Genomic DNA, 17,838 nt, shown 5'->3' with positions numbered 1-17,838 from the left:
TTAAAGATATCAAGGAAAACCATCGTGACGGACGAAAAGAATACTGAAATCGGCTACAGCCCCGATGCACTGGCGGAGCGCCAAATGGAACTACTAACCTTGATTCGCCAAGCTGCCCCCGAAGTTATTAGCGATAATCAAATTGATATTGAGCGGCTCAAGGAGCTGCTGGGCCAGGAGTTCCTTGCTCCTGCTGAACATTACGAGCTAAGCTGGGCAGGCAAAGCCGCCGCACGGCGCGAAATCCAGAAAACTACCAGCTACACCCTGCTGCCCACTGCCAGTAATCCTGAACAAGCCCCCCACATGCTTATTGAGGGCGAGAACCTCGAAGTGTTGCGCGTGCTGCAGAAAAGTTACTACGGCAAAGTGAAGATGATCTACATCGATCCGCCATACAACACCGGCAACGACAGTTTTGTCTATCCCGATGACTATTCTGAAACGCTGGAGGAATACCAGAAACGTACAGGTGAATTGAGTGAGGTTGGGTACCTGAATAAACAAACCCTGTGGAAAAAGAACAGTAAGGAAAGCGGGCAATACCATAGCGCGTGGCTTTCCATGATGTACCCTCGTTTGTATCTGGCGCGCAATTTATTGCGTGATGATGGAGTGATTTTTATTTCTATTAATGATCATGAGATGTCTAATTTAAGGACTGTTTGTGATGAATTGTTTGGAGTCGAAAACTCGTTGACAGAGTCACCGACAGCTTTAATTTGGCAGCAGTCTGGAACAACAGCTGGTCATTTTGCGAATGCGCACGAGTACATTTTGTGTTACGCGAAAAATAAAAGTATTTTGCCATTCTTTAAATTGGAAGATTTTGGCGAGAACGACAAAATAGTTCATGGAGCATTAAAAAAAATATCTAAAGCAAATCCAGCAAGTGAAATCACATTTCCTGTTGGAATGGGGTTTGAAGGTGAGTCAGCTATTTTTACTGGAACTATTGGCGGAAGTGAAAAGCAAACGATCATCTCGAAAGAAATGAGGTTTGTTAATGGTAAGTTGGCAGAGGCAGCTACTTTGTCTGCTGGTTGGGGAATGAAAGAACAAATTCAAACTTGGATAATTGGTGAACCAACATATGATAGTAAGGGGCAAAAACTCTTAAGGTTTTATTTTAATAAAGAAGGGATTCTTTGGTACGAAAAAGAAAGAGGAAGCATCCACCCCAAAACAATAATTAACAAAGAAATTGGAACTACAAAAACTGGTTCAGCTGAATTGAGAAAAATATTTGGTTTTGATCCATTTGGTTATCCAAAACCTAGTTCGCTTATCAAATGGTTAGCTTCATTTACAACTACAGAGGGTGACATCATCCTTGATTTCTTCGCTGGCAGCGGCACTACCGCCCAAGCGGTAATGGAACTGAACCTTGAAGGTGGAGGCAACCGACAGTGCATTTGTGTGCAGCTACCGGAGGCGTTGGAAGAAACTAGCGAAGCCTACAAAGCAGGTTACCGCACCATTGCCGACATCACCCGTGCGCGAATCGATAAAGTCATTACCAAGCTCAAAGCCGAACACCCCGACAAAACCACTGATCTGGCCTGTGCCCATTTCACCTTGGCACCCTCGAACTTCAAGGTATGGCGTAGCGATATAGTTGATACTGATGCGTTGCGTGCGCAGTTGGATATTTTCCAAAGGGCTGAAAAAAACAGCACCGAGAAAAATGGCAAAGCTATTCAAGATGTAGATGTGTCAACTGCCATGCTTGCCGAGCTGTTGCTTAAATACGGCTTGGGTGCGCTGGGCGTGCATGCTATCAGCAAACCCAGAACATTGGCTGGCGTCACTGTTCATCGAGTATTGATGCAGGATGACCGGCAGTTATGGCTGTGTTTTGAGTCTTATACCGAAGCCCTGAAAGACGAAATTGTGAAAGCCAGGCCCGCGCAGGTGATTCTGCTGAATTCCTGCTTTATAGGTGACAAGGCCGATGAGCTGCTGAGCAATTTACAGCTCGAAATGGTCGGTCTGGATATTGGCTTGCTGGTGATTTGAGGGCTGGATCATGACGCAAACCATGAAATTGCAATTTACCCATCAGGACTACCAGAATCGCGCTGTACAAGCGGTGGTGCAAGTGTTTGACGGCCAACCCTTAGCTGAGAGCGAGTTTGCCTTGGCAGGACAAAACGCCAGTGTGGACTATGCGGCGGATGGCAGCATTGGTAATGTGCTCCAACTTTCTGACGAGCAACTCTTGGTTAATGTGCAAAAGGTGCAGGAAGCCAATGGGGTGGCGGTGTCTAATGGATTGGAGGTATCCATATCCGATAATGGCAACGAGGTTTTTTGTCCGCTGAATTTCACCATCGAAATGGAAACGGGTACCGGAAAAACCTACACTTTTATCAAAACCATGTATGAGCTGAACAAACTGTACGGTTTTAAAAAGTTTGTGGTGGTGGTGCCGAGTGTGGCGATTCGTGAAGGTGCGATGAAAAACCTGCAAATCACGCGCAGCCATTTTGCGGCAGATTATGCCAATGTGCCCTGTGTGCCGATTTTATACGACAGCAACAAACTCACGGAGTTGCGGCATTTTGCGCAAAGCGATGCGTTGAGTGTACTGGTGATCAACATCGACAGTTTTACCAAAGACAATAACAAAATTAAGCAAAAGGGTGAGAAAGCCTTTGCGCCGATTGAGTACATCAGGTCGGTAAATCCGATTGTGATTGTGGATGAACCGCAAAATTTTGAAACCGATGTGCGCCGCCGTGCCTTGATGGATTTAAACCCGCTATGTACCTTGCGCTATTCCGCAACCCATAAAAACCATTATAACTTGCTGTACTCACTGGACCCTGTGCAAGCCTATGACCTGGGATTGGTCAAGCAAATTGAGGTGGATGGCGTACAGGCGGATGAAAGCCACAACCAGGTTTTTATCGAGCTGGTGAGCGTTGATGCCAGGCCCAGAGGCATTACCGCCAGGGTGTGCATTGATGTGAATGACAAAACGGGTGTTAATCGTAAAGAACTGACGCTGAAGCTGGGCGATGACCTGTTTGCAAAATCCAATCAGCGTGATGTGTATGCAGAGGGTTATATCCTCAATGAAATCCGTGCGGACGATGAGGAAATTGAATTCTCAGGTGGGCGGGTATTACGCATGCGGGAACAACAAGGCGGTTTGACGGAGGATGTCATGCGCTTTCAGATCGAGCGCACAGTGGCCAGCCATTTTGCCAAGTTGAAAAATTTGCAGACCATTGGCGTGAAGGTATTGAGCTTGTTTTTTATCGACAAGGTGGCGAATTACCGCGCTTATGACGAAGAGGACAACGCCATGCCGGGCAAGTTTGGCGTGTGGTTTGAGGAGGCGTTCAATAAATACGCCAGTATGCCCAAGTACAAGGGCATGATTCCGCATCAGGCCAGTGAAGTGCATAACGGGTACTTCTCGGGCGATAAGAAGGGCAAAGGTGCCAATGCCAAAACAGTGTGGGTGGACACCAAGGGCAACGTTGCCAAGGATGATGATACCTATGCGCTGATCATGAAAGAGAAGGAGCGACTGTTAAACCCGGACGAACCCTTACAGTTTATCTTTAGCCATTCTGCCTTGAGAGAGGGCTGGGATAATCCCAATGTATTCCAGATTTGCACACTCAACGAAACCCACAGCGCAATGAAAAAACGTCAGGAGATAGGGCGTGGCTTGCGACTATGTGTCAACAAATCGGGCGAGCGGGTGCAAGACAAGCGTGTGAATGTGTTGACCGTAATTCCCAATGAAAGCTACGAAGCTTTTGCCAGAACCCTGCAACAGGAAATTGAAGAGGAAACCGGCGTAAGTTTTGCCGGGCGGGTGAAGAACGCGCGTGCCAAGGTGCGCATCAAACGCAAAACCTTGAATGCGGAAGAGGAGTCACTGTTCAAGGCGATTTGGCAAAAAATCAATTATCAGACGCGTTACAGCGTGGCCTTGGATACGTCGGTATTAATACAGAAATGTGTGGCAGCCTTGGCCGATGTTAATCAATATCCCAAAGTTCAAGCCCCCAAAATACGCGCTCGCAAGGCTAAAATCCGGATGTCGCAACAGGGTGTGCAGGGCATTGAGGTCGGAGTTGGCCAAAGCGAGGTATCGGCCGAAAGCGTGGCAATTCCTGATGTTTATGCCTACATTCAGAACCGTGTGCATTTATCGCGCTCGACGCTGTTTGCCATTCTGGATGAATCAAAACGCTTGGGCGAGCTACTGATTAACCCCCAGACATTTCTGGATACAGCGATTGCCGCGATCAAAAACAGCCTGCAAGACTTGCTGGTGGAAGGCATTCAATACCACGAAATCAACGGTCGCCGTTATGAGATGACCTTGTTTGACGAAGAGCTTGAAACCTATCTGAGCAGTGTTTACCCGCCCGCTAATGATGAGCTGACAATATCTGTCAACAAAACGCTTCTCGAAGCGCAGCCAATTGATGAGCAAAAAGAAGCGCTGGGTGATGCCTTTGCTTGTGTGTTAAGCGATAGCGATGTTGAAAGTCGCTTTGCCCATGATTGCACGGTGGATGAGCGAGTGAAATTCTTTTTCAAGCTGCCTGGCAGGTTCAAAATTGCCACTCCATTGGGTAGTTACAATCCGGATTGGGCTGTGGTTTTTGAAAATGACTCACGCGTGTATTTTGTTGCTGAAACCAAATCCAGCACTGTGCAGAGTGATAGACGACAAAGTGAGAATCTAAAAATCGAATGTGGCCGTCGGCATTTTGCATTGGCCAAGGATGTGATTTTCAAAGACGTAACGAATCTGGGGGCATTGGTTGATACTATTCCATCAACTGCATCTGATTAATGTCTAGTTTGCAAAATAGTGTCAGTGAGTCTTCCCCCGCTCAATTACTACCCCTAACGCCTTCAACCCCGGCAATATGCCGGGTTTTGCTACGCGCAGCTTGACCCAGGGTGCACCGAATTCCTGCATGATGAGCTGGCAAATGTGTTCCGCCAGTGCCTCAACCAGCTTGAACGAGCGTTCTGCCAGTGTTTGCCGGATGCGGGAGACGACCACGCCGTAATCTATGGTGTCATCAATTTCATCGGTCTGACATGAATTGCTGTTTGGCATGGCAATTTCAATATCCAGGATGATGGTTTGGGCTGTCAGGCGTTCCCATTCTGGTACGCCCAGGTGGGTTTCAACTTTGACTTCACTGAGAAAAATAATATCCATAATGGCGGGGATCCTGCGTTAGGGCTTGAGGGCTGATAGAATACGGCAATTCAATTTTAATCCAATCCACATGAATAACGCAGTTTTCGTCGTCTTGGCTTATTTTCTCGGCTCAATTTCTTTTGGCATTCTGGTCAGCAAGGCGTTTGGCCTGCCTGATCCGCGTACTGTAGGTTCCGGCAATCCCGGGGCGACCAATGTGCTGCGCAGCGGCAAAAAGTTGGCAGCATTGCTGACATTGTTGGGAGATGCGGCCAAAGGCTGGCTGCCGGTATGGCTGGCTCAATATTATGGTTTGCCGATGGAAGTGGTGTGCTGGGTTGCGTTGGCGGTATTCCTGGGGCATTTGTATCCGGTATTTTATCGCTTTAAAGGCGGCAAGGGAGTGGCAACCGCGTTGGGAGTGCTGCTTGGCTTTTCCCCTTTGCTGGCCGGATTGGCAATGCTGAGTTGGGTTGCTATTTTTGCGCTGACCCGCTTTTCTTCATTAGCGGCCCTTACTGCTGCAGCATTGGCTCCGGGTTTTGCCTGGCTGTTGCTTGCGCATGTAGGCTATATCATTGTCGTATTTATTCTTTCCTTGTTGCTGATCTGGCGACACCGTAGCAATATCCGCAAATTGCTGGATGGTACTGAGTCGGGTTTTGGCAAAAAGCCCTAAGGCGTTTGCAGTTCAGCCAGATCCCAGCGGGGTCGCACGGTAAAGCCGTGATCTGATATGTGGGCGTGTTGCATGCGCATTGCGCCGGCAAAGGCGATCATTGCGCCGTTGTCGGTGCAGAATTCCAGTCTGGGGTAATGCACATGGCAGTGTCTGCGCTTTGTAGCTGCATCAAGGCGCTCGCGCAGTCTGGCATTGGCGCCGACTCCGCCGGAAACAATCAGTTGGTCAAGACCAGTGTTGCGCAAGGCTGCCATGCACTTCTTGGTGAGCACTTCAGTAACGGCTTCCTGGAATTCGTAGGCAATATCTGCTTTTGCTTGTTCATCCAGCTGGTTTCCATATTGGTTGACCAGGGTCAGTACCGCGGTTTTCAGGCCGCTGAAGCTGAAATTGAGGTCCCCGTTATTCAGCATGGGGCGTGGCAATTGGCAGGCGCCGGCTGTTCCTTGGCTGGCCAGCCTGGAAATTGCAGGACCGCCTGGATAGCTCAGCCCCAGCAACTTGGCGGTTTTGTCGAACGCTTCCCCTGCAGCATCATCCAGGGTATCCCCCAGCAGTTCGTAGTCTCCTATGGCAGATACCCGCATGAGCTGGGTATGCCCGCCTGACACTAGGAGCGCGACGAAAGGAAATGCGGGTGGATTGGCTTCCAGCAATGGTGCCAGCAAATGGCCTTCCAGGTGATGGACGCCTATCGTAGGGAGGTTCAGGCTGAAAGCCAGTGCTTCTGCAATGCTGGTGCCTACCAACAGTGCTCCTGAGAGGCCCGGTCCTTGTGTATATGCAATGCCATCAATATCTTGCAGGGTTTTACCAGCCTGATTGAGAACGTGGCGGGTCAATGGCAAGGCGCGGCGGATATGATCGCGCGAGGCAAGTTCGGGAACAACGCCACCATATTCAGCGTGCATTTCTATTTGCGAATGCAGCGCATGTGACAACAGGCCTTGTTTGGTATCGTAAAGTGCGAGGCCGGTTTCATCGCAGGAGGATTCAATGCCAAGAATTAACATAAGAAAATAAGGATAATGATTGATAAATCAGGAGCGAGCCGCTAGAATAGCAAACTTTTTCGCCCTTTCTCAAAGGAAAGTGATTTAAATGTCTAGCGTACGTGTTAAAGAAAACGAGCCATTTGACGTGGCTCTGCGCCGCTTCAAGCGCATGATTGAAAAGACTGGCCTTCTGACAGATTTGCGCGCGCGCGAGTTCTACGAGAAGCCAACCTGGGAACGCAAGCGTAAAGCAGCAGCAGCTGTTAAGCGTCACTATCGCCGTATCCGCAGCCAGACTCTGCCTACTAAGCTTTACTAAGCCTGGCGTAGTTTTGTTGTGACTATCAAGGCTCGTCTTACTGAAGATATGAAAACCGCGATGCGCGCTAAGGATAGTGCGCGGCTCGGTGCTATACGTCTGTTGCAGGCTGCAATAAAACAGCGTGAGGTGGATGAGCGGATTGAGCTCGATGATACTCAAGTGATTGAGGCGATCGAGAAGATGCTGAAGCAGCGCAGGGATTCTATCTCCCAATATGAAGCTGCCAACCGTCAGGATCTGGCAGATGTGGAAAAGTTTGAAGTCACTGTGCTGCAGGAATATTTGCCTGTAGCGCTGACCGAAGATGAAATTTCAGCCATTCTTGAAGAGGTGGTTGCAGAGACTGGCGCTGCCAGCATCAAGGACATGAGCAAGGTCATGGCGGCAATCAAGCCAAAAGTAGTTGGCCGGGCCGACATGGGCAAGATATCGGGCCTGATCAAGGCGAGATTGGGCGCCTGAGCACTTCTTGCCGAAAGTATGGATTGAAAAAGGAGCTTGAAGCTCCTTTTTTGTTTTTTTCGGCTATTATTTCCAGATAATGATCCCTGATTCCTTCATACAAGAGTTGCTTAATCGAGTTGACATTGTCGACGTGATTGACCGTAGCGTACCGTTGAAGAAAGCCGGAGCCAATTATTCGGCCTGTTGTCCATTCCATAACGAGAAATCCCCTTCTTTTACGGTCAGTCCTACCAAGCAGTTCTATCATTGCTTTGGATGTGGGGCGCATGGCTCCGCGCTCGGCTTCGTCATGGAATATCAGGGCATCAGCTTTGTCGAGGCTATCCATGAGCTGGCAAAGTCTGTGGGCATGATAGTACCGCAGGAAACGCGTGATATAGATGTGGCCAGGGCCAAGTTTATTCCTGGTCTGCAGGATGTCATGCAGCAGGCAGCCAATTACTACAAGGCTGAGCTCAAGAAGTCGGCCAAGGCGATAGACTACCTCAAGGGGCGCGGGCTGAGCGGCCTGGTGGCAGCGCGTTTCCAGGTAGGCTATGCGCCAGATGGATGGCAGAATCTGGAAACGGTATTTGAAGATTATAAGCACGAAGTCCTCAAGACGGCTGGCCTGGTGATAGAGAATGAACAGGGGCGCCGATACGACAGATTCCGTGATCGCATCATGTTTCCCATCCATGACCAGAAAGGCCAGGTTATCGGCTTTGGCGGGCGTGTTCTGGAAAAGGATGACGCAGGTGCCAAATACCTGAATTCCCCTGAAACCCCCCTATTCCAGAAGGGACATGAGCTGTATGGCTTGTTCCTGGCCCGGCGTGCTATTCGTGATGCCGGGCGGGTGTTGGTGGTCGAGGGCTATATGGATGTCGTGGCTTTGGCCCAGTATGGCATTGAATATGCTGTGGCAGCATTGGGAACAGCGACGACGCCATCGCATATTACCAAGCTGATGCGCCAGACCGACGAGATTGTATTCTGTTTCGACGGTGACAATGCCGGGCGAAGTGCAGCCTGGCGTGCGGCCATGAATGCCTTGCCTGCGTTGACAGACGGATTGCGCATCAGTTTTCTGTTCCTGCCGGCAGAGCATGATCCTGATAGTTATGTGCGGGAGTATGGCAAGGAGGCGTTTGAAGCATTGATATTGCAGGCTTTGCCGCTTTCGCAGTATGTGGTTCAGGAGTTGAGTGCCAATAACAACCTGCAGTCGCAAGAGGATAGGGTGCAGTTCCTCAATGAGGCTGAACCCATTCTCAAGCAGATTCAGGCACCGCGCCTGGCATTGTTGTTGCGTAAACGTATTGCCGAGCTGGCTGATATATCCGGTGAGGAAATGCGGGCTATGCTCAAATTGCCTGAAACTAATCGTAGCAGGCCGAGGTCTGCTCCTAGACAGGAACGTACAACCATGTCTTTGCAGCGCCGCTTTGCATTGATGGCCATCATGCAGCCGCAACTGGTTCAAGAACAAGATATGCACTGGGTGACCGGTGTTGCAGATGAAGATGAAATGGTGCGGCAGGTAATGCGGCTTGCGATCGCCAGCCCAAACTCAAAGCCGGTCGTGATATTGCATGGCCTGGAGCCGCTGATTGATGTGCGTGTTTTGCGTGAAATACAGAGTGAACTGCATATTCTTGATGAGAATTTGGATCTGGCCCTTGAATTTGAGGGAGTCCGCAAGCAGATTAGGGACATGTATATGCAACGTCAGCAGACATCCATGCTGGATAGGCTCAAGGAAAAAAGCCTGAGCCAGCTGACAGCAGAAGAGCGGGAGCTGTTGAAGTCGATCAGCACTCGTTAAGTTAGTAAGAGTTGCCCTAATTCTGCTAAAAATTATGGGTATTTTTAAGGTATAATCTAGGGTTTTCCGTAAATCAACCTTGCGGTTCGACAGATTGAGGTCAAGCATGGCTAAAGAGCAACAGAACGACAATATAAACGAGAAGGCTGATACCCAGGTAAACGACGCAGATATACGCCGTACCCGGTTGAAAACGCTCATTGTTCTTGGTAAGGAGCGTGGCTACCTTACCTATGCCGAAATCAACGACCACTTGCCGGATGATGTACAGGATTCCGAGCAGATCGATGGCATTATCGGCATGATTAATGACATGGGCATCCAGGTGTATGAAGAAGCGCCTGATGCCGAAGCATTGCTCATGTCAGATGCTCCAGCTCCCGTTACCGATGAGGATGCGGTTGAAGAAGCAGAGCAGGCACTCTCTACAGTAGATTCCGAATTTGGACGGACTACCGACCCTGTACGCATGTATATGCGCGAAATGGGTACGGTTGATCTTCTGACTCGCGAAGGCGAAATTGAAATTGCCAAGCGCATTGAAGATGGCCTCAAGCACATGGTGCAGGCCATTGCTGCCTGTCCGAGCACGATTGCCGAGTTGTTGGCAATGGTGGATAGGGTGGAGAAAAGCGAGCTAAGCGTTGATGATCTGGTTGACGGCCTGATTGACGCAGATGATGGCCTTGGTGCGGAAATGGCTGCAGAAGAGGCCGGCGAGAACGATGAAGACGCTGATGGCGACAGTGATGAAGAGGAAGAAGATGACGACGGTGCAAAAGCTGCCGCTATCTCTGCTGAAGCGCTGGCCAAGCTCAAGGAAGAGGTGCTCACACGTTTTGCCGTGATTCGCGACGCGCATCAAAAAATGTCGATCATTCTTGTCAACAAAGGCTCACAAGATAAAGAGTATCAAAAGCTGCAAGTTGTCATCATTGATGAGCTGATGGCTTTCCGCTTCTCCGCCAAACAGGTTGAGGCCTTGTGTGATCAAGTGCGTGGCATGGTGGAGGAAATCCGCAGCCATGAGCGCAAGATCATGGACTTCTGTGTTGAAAAATCAGGCATGCCACGGCCGCATTTCATCAAGACTTTCCCAGGCAATGAGGGTAATCCCGATTGGCTGGCCACTGAACTTACAGTGAGCAAGCCTTATGTGGAGCGCCTGGAACGCTTCAAGCACTCCATTGATGACCAGCAACAGCAGTTACTTGCCATTCAGGACCGTGTTGGCATTCCTATCAAGGAACTGAAGGAAATCAACAAGCAGATGTCGACAGGCGAAGCGCGTGCCCGCCGTGCCAAGCGTGAAATGATTGAAGCCAATTTGCGCCTGGTGATTTCCATTGCCAAGAAGTATACCAACCGCGGTTTGCAATTCCTGGATCTGATTCAGGAAGGCAATATTGGCTTGATGAAGGCCGTTGATAAATTTGAATACCGTCGTGGATATAAATTTTCCACCTATGCTACCTGGTGGATCCGTCAGGCGATTACACGCTCCATCGCTGACCAGGCACGTACTATCCGTATTCCTGTACACATGATCGAAACCATCAACAAGATGAATCGTATCAGCCGTCAGATATTGCAGGAAACCGGTCTTGAGCCTGATCCAGCGACCTTGGCGGAAAAAATGGAAATGCCGGAGGACAAGATTCGTAAAATCCTCAAAATTTCCAAGGAACCTATCTCCATGGAGACTCCAATTGGGGATGATGATGACTCCCATCTTGGCGACTTCATTGAAGACATGACAACATTGGCGCCTGTGGATGCTGCTGTTTACGCCAGCTTGCGCGAAGCTACCAAAGAAGTGTTAGAATCGCTAACCGCAAGGGAAGCCAAAGTCCTGCGCATGCGTTTCGGGATTGAAATGAACACCGACCATACGCTGGAAGAAGTAGGTAAGCAATTCGATGTAACGCGTGAGCGTATTCGTCAAATTGAGGCCAAGGCGCTGCGCAAGCTCCGCCATCCAACTCGCTCAGAACGTCTGCGCAGTTTCCTCGAAACTGGCAACGACTAAACTGTAAAGGTTTAGGGCCTCTAGCTCATGCATGGTTAGAGCAGCGGACTCATAATCCGTTGGTGCCCGGTTCGACTCCGGGGAGGCCCACCAAAGAATCAAGGGGTTACGTGAAAACGTAACTCCTTTTTTCATTTATCGTCATAGAGCTGAGGGGCAGAGTTTTTGTATCTCGGATGTGCTCAGGATTAGATGAGCATATTTCATGTTTATAGTGTGATTGAGCTATGGCCGAGGATGCGTTGCAAGGTCAGGATATTTCCATCATTCATTAGAAGTGGCTTGCGAAAATATGGCGGAGGCTGTGAATAAGCTGGCTTGTGCTAGGTTGTTCAGAATGGTATGCATCGGCGGAAGCTTTCATAACAATTCCTGAACCTTGCAAGTACATGCGCATCAGCATGTAAAATGGAACGGCGTCTTAATTTTCATGAGCTGAGTCCGTTAGATAATTGATAGGGGTAACACATAGGGAATAAAGCAATGGCTGTTAAATATCTGGTTAAGGCTGGAGATAAGTATTTGTATCCAAGTAAGGATGGCGATGTGGGATACACAGCCTCCATCATTGAAGCTGGCGTATTTGATACTTGGGAAGAAGCCCAAAAATGCGCAGTGCAGAATGCCAAGCCGCCATTTGAAATCATTGCGGTAGATCCTGCCCGGTTTTGACCTAAGCTGGGATGTGGCGTTATACTTTTGATCAATCCAGTAAGGTTATCTGATAAGACTGGTGTCAATCTCATACGCAGTTGAGCATTCAATATCGGGGATTTTTTCATCGGATTTGTTCCGTACGAAAGGTGGTACCCATGAATGTTGGATTCGTCATCATGGTAGGTTCGAAATATTTAGGCCCAAACGGTAAGGGTGGTGTTGATTTATTCGACACCTTGGAAGATGTGGATAAATTGGCCTCGTATGCTGAGGCTGAGTTTGTTGCCAAGACATGGCTAGATGATGGTTGGAAAATCGTCGAAGTAGAGCCCGCTAAACCTAAGTAGTTTCTGCCATTCCTTCATACTGAAAACTCCTGATCCAGGGCGCGCTTGCTCAGGAGAATCAAGTGCACAAAGCGGTATTTGATCGGCCTCCAATTTTGGGAGGCATGAAATTGCTGGATCAGTTGCCCTTATGAATATCAAGAGTCGTATCTGCTATTGCAATATTGCCAGATAGACTTACCGAGCAATTCGGCAATGGTATCTTTTACCTAGTTATATATGGTTTATCTGCGATTCTCTTTACAAGATGCCAAACCGTAGTAATGCCGCCCGATATATTTTCTGGTTCTAATCATGTTCAGCTTTTTGTCATGAATAGGCACATCAAAAGAGGTCAACCCCTCCAAATACTAAAGGCAAACTTGGACCAATGCTCAATTCAGCTGGCGGATTAGGTACATCACCTATTTTTAAGTTATGAGTCGAGTGTGCTTGATTTATTGAACAGGAATAGCTGGTCTGCTGATTCGTTGACTGCTACTACGGCAGGGTGGTGGGCGCGTTTGGGTACTGAGATTGCGTAGAAATGTTGGGTGAATTCCTTGGTTTCCGCAATTTTGATCACGCCATATTCTTGTTCGATTTCATGGGCAATAACAGATGATGCGGTGAAAAAGCCGATGCCAGCCATTCCAAAGGCTTTCATCAATGCACTGTCGTCAAATTCTCCTACTATATTGGGTGCGATATGCTGTTCATTAAGCCAGCGCATGAGCTGGCCCTGGATCAGGCTATCTTCCCCCATTACCAGCATGGGAGCCCTGTGAAGGCGTTCGGGAAATACACCAGGGTATTTTAGGGCAAGTTCTGCTTTGGCGAAAAAGCTGGTGCCGCTTTCCCCTAGTTTGTGACTGATGCCGGTGATATTGACTTCATTTGGCATGGGGCGATCCGCCAATACCAAATCCAGTTTGTGGATGGCTAGTTGGGCAAGCAATGTTTCAAAGTTGTCTTCACGACAGACGATACGGATGGGTTCTTCCAAGGACATTGCCGCAGATAGCAGGTGGTAGGCAATCGATTTGGGAACAAATTCTGCAATCCCTACATTGAATAGTCGAGGACGTTTTTTGGGTTGATGGCGGAGATTTTCTTCCAGCATGCTGCCAGTTTCAAAAATGTTTTCTGCATATGGCAAGGCCATTCTGCCTGCATCGGTCATTTCCAGTCCTCGTCCCACCCGCTTGAACAATGTAACGTTGAGGTCGGCTTCCAGCAACGAGATTTGCCCGCTTAAGGTTTGTGGGCTAACGCCTAGTTGCTCACTGGCCTTGACTAGGCTTCCTGCCTTCGCGACTGCCCAGAAATAGCTCAATTGCTTGTAATTCATGGTTGTTCTCCATTACATGGAGATAAATACTACGTTTTTCTCGAAGTATTCATCAACAAATAGTATGTTTTTCTCTGGATATTAGTCTAGTAGTATGGGAACCATTGTAAAGAAAACTTACAAAGACCATAACTTGGAGATAATCATGAGAAAGACAATGTCAGTTGCAGTAATTGCTTTAGTCGCCGCTTGGGCTCCATTCGCTCAGGCTGACAATACCGATGCTTTGTTGAACAACCAAATGATGGCTGCTGCCAATATCAACCCTAACACCATCTCAGTTGATCCGCAGGTTTCTGAAGTTCAGGCCGTTGCATCTCATAAAGATGTAGTGAAATCAAGGAATCTCAGGCCGCATTTCAGGCACCATTTCAACGTCAATAAAATTGACACTAGTGGCGTCAGTGCAGACCGTAATGCAGGCAAGAAGTTTGTTTATGTTACCCATCCAAAGCATCATTTCAAGGTAAAGAGATACGTAGGCGTTAACTAGATTACTTGCTGGCAATTGCAGTTGTCAGCGTTACCTGCAACCCCTGAACATCAAACGTCAGGGGTTGTTTTTTTGTATTTCCTTGCATCATCACCAATGTGGACTTCCCCCCGTTTGCGGGCAAGGTCGATTTGTTTTTGACGCTCCAGGATGCTGGCGCGTTTTTCAGCCGAGAGTGTGTCATAGCACCGAGGGCAAGAAACTCCCTTGACATATTTTCCTGATGTCATATCTGCAGCGGAAATGGGATGGCGGCAAGCGAAGCATTGATCGTAATCGCCAACTTCCAAGCCATGTTTGACAGCAACACGCTGGTCAAAGACAAAGCACTCTCCCTCCCACAGGCTTTCTTCAGGGGGGACATTTTCTAGATATTTAAGGATCCCGCCCTGGAGATGGTAAACCTCTTCAAATCCTTGTTCCATCATATATGAACTGGCTTTTTCGCAACGGATTCCACCGGTACAAAACATGGCAACCTTTTTGTTTTTTGCCGGATCAAGATTCTTGCTTACGTAGTCAGGAAATTGACGGAAAGTGGTTGTTTGGGGGTCTATCGCCCCTTTGAATGTGCCTATGCCATATTCATAATCATTGCGTGTATCGATCACAATAACATCCGGGTCTGAAATCAATGCATTCCAATCCTCTGGCTTGACGTAAGTGCCCACTTTTTTATTGGGGTCTATGCCTGGTATTCCCAAGGTCACGATTTCTTTCTTGAGCCTGACCTTCATGCGATAGAAAGGCAACTCATCAGTGAATGACTCTTTATGTTCAATGTCAGCCAGTCTAGTGTCCTTGCGGAGATAAGCCAGCAAGGCATCAATCGCAGTACGACTGCCTGCCACGGTGCCGTTGATGCCTTCTTCTGCTAATAGCAGCGTGCCTTTTATGCTTTGCTCATTACAAAATGCAAGTAGCCTTGGTTGAATTTCCTGGTAATCCGGCAGGCTGGCAAATTTATATAAAGCGGCAACGACAATATTTGACACGGTTTACTCTCGCGATTGGGATAAAAGTGAATAGGCATCTCTTTTATCAGATGAATGCATAATTAAGAATTGTATGCCCTAGATTACAACATGCTAAAAATGACCAAGCGCAATATTCTAATTTAAATTTCCATATTTTTCATGTGGTTAATTGTTGTTATTTAGCAACAATTAAGAAATATATCTTGTATTGATAATCTTTCTTATTTATATTCATGTTTCTTGGTATATGTAAACTTGTGTAAAGGGAAAATTGTGCTGAAGGTATTAGGTCAAAAAGCAGGGATTAATTTAAAACCTGTAAGTGCGGCTGTTGCACTTATTTTTGTAGGGTCTGCGTTCGCAGCTGAAGAAGGTGGTGCATTGCCTGAGTTGCAGGTTCAAGGAAAAAAAGAAAATCCATATAAGGTTGAAAAATCTGCCAACCAAAAGTTTACAGCTACGCTGAAAGACACTCCAAAGTCAGTGACGGTAGTAACTCAGGATGTGATTAGGGACACAGGGTCAAATACCTTTCAGGATGCCCTGCGCACAGTGCCAGGAATTACCTTCGGATCTGGAGAGGGTGGTGGATCTGCGATGACTGATAGACCATTCATTCGCGGTTTTGATTCACAAAGTTCTATTTTCGTAGATGGTCTGCGTGATCTTGGAGCTCAAACCCGTGAAGTGTTTGCGATTGAGCAAATGGAGGTACTGAAAGGACCCAGTGGTGCTTTTGATGGCCGGGGTTCCGCTGGCGGTAGTATCAATATTGTGACCAAGCGCGCTAAGGCTGATAACTTTACCTCTGGTTCTATTGGCTTGGGTACAGACAGTTACCGTCGTGCCACTTTTGATGGCAACTACATGATTGGCGATGATGCTGCCATTCGTCTGGTCGGTATGGTGCACGATGCGGATACCCCAGGACGAGATTCTGTGGATGTAAAGCGCTGGGGATTCATGCCATCTATCACGCTAGGATTAAATGGCCCCACCTCGGCAACGGCAAATTGGTACCACTTTGAAACAGATGATATGGCTGATCGTGGTTTGCCTTATGCAGACAATAGCGGTGTTCTTTATCATCGTCCTCTAAGTGTCAGCAAGGACAATTTCTATGGGTTCAAGGATAAGGACTATCAAAAGACCGATAGTGATATTGGGACGCTGGAGCTTAAGCATGCTTTTAATGATGATGTAGTGCTGCGAAACACTTCACGTTACGGCATTAGCAAGAATAAGTACGTGACCACTCGTGCCTTGGTGCAGGCTGCAGGCGGCGCTTCCGGTTTACTGGACCTCAATAACCAGGCACGCTACACCAAGACTGAGTCACTAGGTAATTTGACAGACCTTTCCTTTGCATTCGCCACTGGCAGCATTAAGCATACCGTGAATGTGGGATTTGAATGGTCCAAGGTAGAAACTGATCAATTCAATGCGCTGACGTCAGGAACATTGTCATCTCCGGTAAATATGTATGATCCAGACCCAAGCAGGCCTTCGAACCTTGATGTCAGTTTTAGTGGTACGCCTTCCAATACAACTACCAGCAGAAACCATTCGCTTTATGCATTCGACAGCATCGAGTTGAATGAGCAATGGTTGCTCAATGCAGGTATTCGATACGATAAATTCAAGATCAACAGGGACTCAACAACAGCCGCAGATAATGCGACAGCAGATCACACTTTTTGGAATTACCAACTTGGCGCTGTTTACAAGATCAATGACAGAGGCAATGTGTATGTGTCATATGGCACATCAAGTACTCCAGTGGGCTTGAATAATGGCGATGGTAATCAGGAAAATGGTTATTTGATTACAAGTACTACCGCTGATTTAAGGCCGGAACGCACCAAGAGCTTCGAAGTTGGTACGAAATGGGATGTCCTTGATGGCTTGTCATTGACCGCCGCGGCTTTCTATACTGAAAAGTATGATGCGCGGGTTCTAGTTGCTAATAGTGTTTATGCCAATGCGGGTGAGGTGAAGGTTAAGGGTATAGAGCTTGGTGCAGCAGGAAAAATTACAGATAAATGGGATGTGTTTGCTGGGTATACTTATCTTGATACAGAGCAATCCAAGACAGGTCAGTTTGCTGGGGGCATGACTGACCTTGGAAGTGCTGCGAATAAGGGCAAGGACTTGCCAGGTATTGCAAAAAACAGTGCCAGTATATGGACGACATATAATGTGTTGCCTGCATTGACTGTTGGCGGTGGTGCGTTTTACGTTGACAAGGTATACGCTGATCCAGGTAACTCATTGTATGTTCCATCCTATGTCCGCTGGGATGCGATGGCTTCATACAAGTTTGATGATCGAATCAGTCTGCAGCTCAATCTACAAAACCTAACGGATAAGCGTTATTTCAATCAGACATATACACGTCATTTTGCAACTGTTGCTCCTGGGCGACTGGCATTTGTGTCCTTGAATTTCAAGTTCTAGGGCCTGTTTCTGTGCTTTAGCTCTGCGGAGCTATTGGTTTCTGCAGGCTAAAGCACAACATATTTTCAATATTTAAAAAGTAATCCCTG

At 47.8% G+C, this 17,838-nt stretch carries 15 protein-coding genes and 1 tRNA gene; 12 read left to right on the top strand and 4 right to left on the bottom strand.

Annotation, left to right across the window (positions count from 1 at the left end; translation table 11 throughout):
* The first annotated feature begins 24 nt into the window (after positions 1-24).
* Complete coding sequence (locus tag LG200_RS11640; protein WP_226757793.1) at positions 25-2,019, top strand: site-specific DNA-methyltransferase; 1,995 nt, start codon at positions 25-27, stop codon at positions 2,017-2,019.
* Positions 2,020-2,041: 22 nt separating this feature from the next.
* Positions 2,042-4,828 carry a restriction endonuclease gene (locus LG200_RS11635; RefSeq protein ID WP_226757792.1) on the top strand — a complete coding sequence of 929 codons (2,787 nt, stop codon included), beginning with the start codon at positions 2,042-2,044 and terminating at the stop codon, positions 4,826-4,828.
* A gap of 21 nt (positions 4,829-4,849) precedes the next feature.
* Here the strand turns inward: LG200_RS11635 and LG200_RS11630 are convergent, their stop codons facing one another.
* On the bottom strand, positions 4,850-5,206 hold the full coding sequence (locus tag LG200_RS11630; RefSeq protein ID WP_226757791.1) for a dihydroneopterin aldolase: 357 nt from the start codon (positions 5,204-5,206) through the stop codon (positions 4,850-4,852).
* A 70-nt stretch (positions 5,207-5,276) separates the two neighbouring features.
* Here LG200_RS11630 and plsY point away from each other — a divergent pair, with 70 nt between their 5' ends.
* Complete coding sequence (gene plsY, locus LG200_RS11625; protein WP_226757790.1) at positions 5,277-5,867, top strand: glycerol-3-phosphate 1-O-acyltransferase PlsY; 591 nt, start codon at positions 5,277-5,279, stop codon at positions 5,865-5,867.
* Here plsY and tsaD read toward each other — a convergent pair.
* Complete coding sequence (gene tsaD / locus LG200_RS11620) at positions 5,864-6,883, bottom strand: tRNA (adenosine(37)-N6)-threonylcarbamoyltransferase complex transferase subunit TsaD (protein WP_226757789.1); 1,020 nt, start codon at positions 6,881-6,883, stop codon at positions 5,864-5,866. The two genes, plsY and tsaD, sit on opposite strands and share 4 nt — an antisense overlap.
* Positions 6,884-6,971: 88 nt before the next feature.
* Here tsaD and rpsU point away from each other — a divergent pair, with 88 nt between their 5' ends.
* The 7 genes from rpsU (at position 6,972) to LG200_RS11585 (ending at position 12,492) form a co-directional block, all read left to right on the top strand.
* Positions 6,972-7,184: a 30S ribosomal protein S21 gene (gene rpsU, locus LG200_RS11615; protein WP_025870166.1), complete on the top strand. Its 213-nt coding sequence runs from the start codon at positions 6,972-6,974 to the stop codon at positions 7,182-7,184.
* A gap of 18 nt (positions 7,185-7,202) precedes the next feature.
* Positions 7,203-7,649, top strand: coding sequence for a GatB/YqeY domain-containing protein (locus LG200_RS11610; protein WP_226757788.1), 447 nt, complete (start codon positions 7,203-7,205; stop codon positions 7,647-7,649).
* Between the two features lie 79 nt (positions 7,650-7,728).
* Complete coding sequence (gene dnaG / locus LG200_RS11605) at positions 7,729-9,459, top strand: DNA primase (protein ID WP_226757787.1); 1,731 nt, start codon at positions 7,729-7,731, stop codon at positions 9,457-9,459.
* Between the two features lie 106 nt (positions 9,460-9,565).
* Positions 9,566-11,488, top strand: a complete 1,923-nt coding sequence (gene rpoD, locus LG200_RS11600; RefSeq protein ID WP_226757786.1) for an RNA polymerase sigma factor RpoD — start codon at positions 9,566-9,568, stop codon at positions 11,486-11,488.
* A gap of 14 nt (positions 11,489-11,502) precedes the next feature.
* Positions 11,503-11,581 (top strand) — tRNA-Ile (locus LG200_RS11595).
* A 390-nt stretch (positions 11,582-11,971) separates the two neighbouring features.
* Positions 11,972-12,160: a hypothetical protein gene (locus tag LG200_RS11590; protein WP_226757785.1), complete on the top strand. Its 189-nt coding sequence runs from the start codon at positions 11,972-11,974 to the stop codon at positions 12,158-12,160.
* A gap of 140 nt (positions 12,161-12,300) precedes the next feature.
* On the top strand, positions 12,301-12,492 hold the full coding sequence (locus LG200_RS11585; protein WP_226757784.1) for a hypothetical protein: 192 nt from the start codon (positions 12,301-12,303) through the stop codon (positions 12,490-12,492).
* Between the two features lie 415 nt (positions 12,493-12,907).
* Here LG200_RS11585 and nhaR read toward each other — a convergent pair whose 3' ends face one another.
* Entirely contained in the window at positions 12,908-13,822 is a 915-nt protein-coding gene (nhaR, locus tag LG200_RS11580) for a transcriptional activator NhaR (RefSeq protein ID WP_226757783.1), read from the bottom strand.
* Between the two features lie 145 nt (positions 13,823-13,967).
* Between nhaR and LG200_RS11575 the strand changes: the two genes are divergently transcribed.
* A complete protein-coding gene (locus tag LG200_RS11575) occupies positions 13,968-14,315 on the top strand; it encodes a hypothetical protein (protein ID WP_226757782.1) in 348 nt (115 codons plus the stop codon).
* A gap of 50 nt (positions 14,316-14,365) precedes the next feature.
* Here the strand turns inward: LG200_RS11575 and trhO are convergent, their stop codons facing one another.
* Complete coding sequence (gene trhO, locus LG200_RS11570) at positions 14,366-15,310, bottom strand: oxygen-dependent tRNA uridine(34) hydroxylase TrhO (protein WP_226757781.1); 945 nt, start codon at positions 15,308-15,310, stop codon at positions 14,366-14,368.
* 255 nt (positions 15,311-15,565) lie between these two features.
* Here trhO and LG200_RS11565 point away from each other — a divergent pair, with 255 nt between their 5' ends.
* Positions 15,566-17,749 carry a TonB-dependent receptor gene (locus LG200_RS11565; RefSeq protein WP_226757780.1) on the top strand — a complete coding sequence of 728 codons (2,184 nt, stop codon included), beginning with the start codon at positions 15,566-15,568 and terminating at the stop codon, positions 17,747-17,749.
* Positions 17,750-17,838: the final 89 nt, after the last annotated feature.

The organism is Methylobacillus caricis (genome assembly GCF_020532705.1).
GTDB lineage: Bacteria > Pseudomonadota > Gammaproteobacteria > Burkholderiales > Methylophilaceae > Methylobacillus > Methylobacillus caricis.
Note: the sequence above shows the minus strand (reverse complement) of the source record. Positions and strands in the feature narration are given on the sequence as shown.

Bases quoted from the DNA above. Each gene is read 5' to 3' on its own strand.
- LG200_RS11635 (WP_226757792.1), top strand. From the start codon at position 2,042: ATGAAATTGCAATTTACCCATCAGGACTACCAGAATCGCGCTGTACAA.
- nhaR (WP_226757783.1), bottom strand. From the start codon at position 13,822: ATGAATTACAAGCAATTGAGCTATTTCTGGGCAGTCGCGAAGGCAGGA.
- LG200_RS11630 (WP_226757791.1), bottom strand. From the start codon at position 5,206: ATGGATATTATTTTTCTCAGTGAAGTCAAAGTTGAAACCCACCTGGGC.
- rpoD (WP_226757786.1), top strand. From the start codon at position 9,566: ATGGCTAAAGAGCAACAGAACGACAATATAAACGAGAAGGCTGATACC.
- dnaG (WP_226757787.1), top strand. From the start codon at position 7,729: ATGATCCCTGATTCCTTCATACAAGAGTTGCTTAATCGAGTTGACATT.
- tsaD (WP_226757789.1), bottom strand. From the start codon at position 6,883: ATGTTAATTCTTGGCATTGAATCCTCCTGCGATGAAACCGGCCTCGCA.
- plsY (WP_226757790.1), top strand. From the start codon at position 5,277: ATGAATAACGCAGTTTTCGTCGTCTTGGCTTATTTTCTCGGCTCAATT.
- LG200_RS11590 (WP_226757785.1), top strand. From the start codon at position 11,972: ATGGCTGTTAAATATCTGGTTAAGGCTGGAGATAAGTATTTGTATCCA.
- LG200_RS11585 (WP_226757784.1), top strand. From the start codon at position 12,301: ATGAATGTTGGATTCGTCATCATGGTAGGTTCGAAATATTTAGGCCCA.
- LG200_RS11575 (WP_226757782.1), top strand. From the start codon at position 13,968: ATGAGAAAGACAATGTCAGTTGCAGTAATTGCTTTAGTCGCCGCTTGG.
- rpsU (WP_025870166.1), top strand. From the start codon at position 6,972: ATGTCTAGCGTACGTGTTAAAGAAAACGAGCCATTTGACGTGGCTCTG.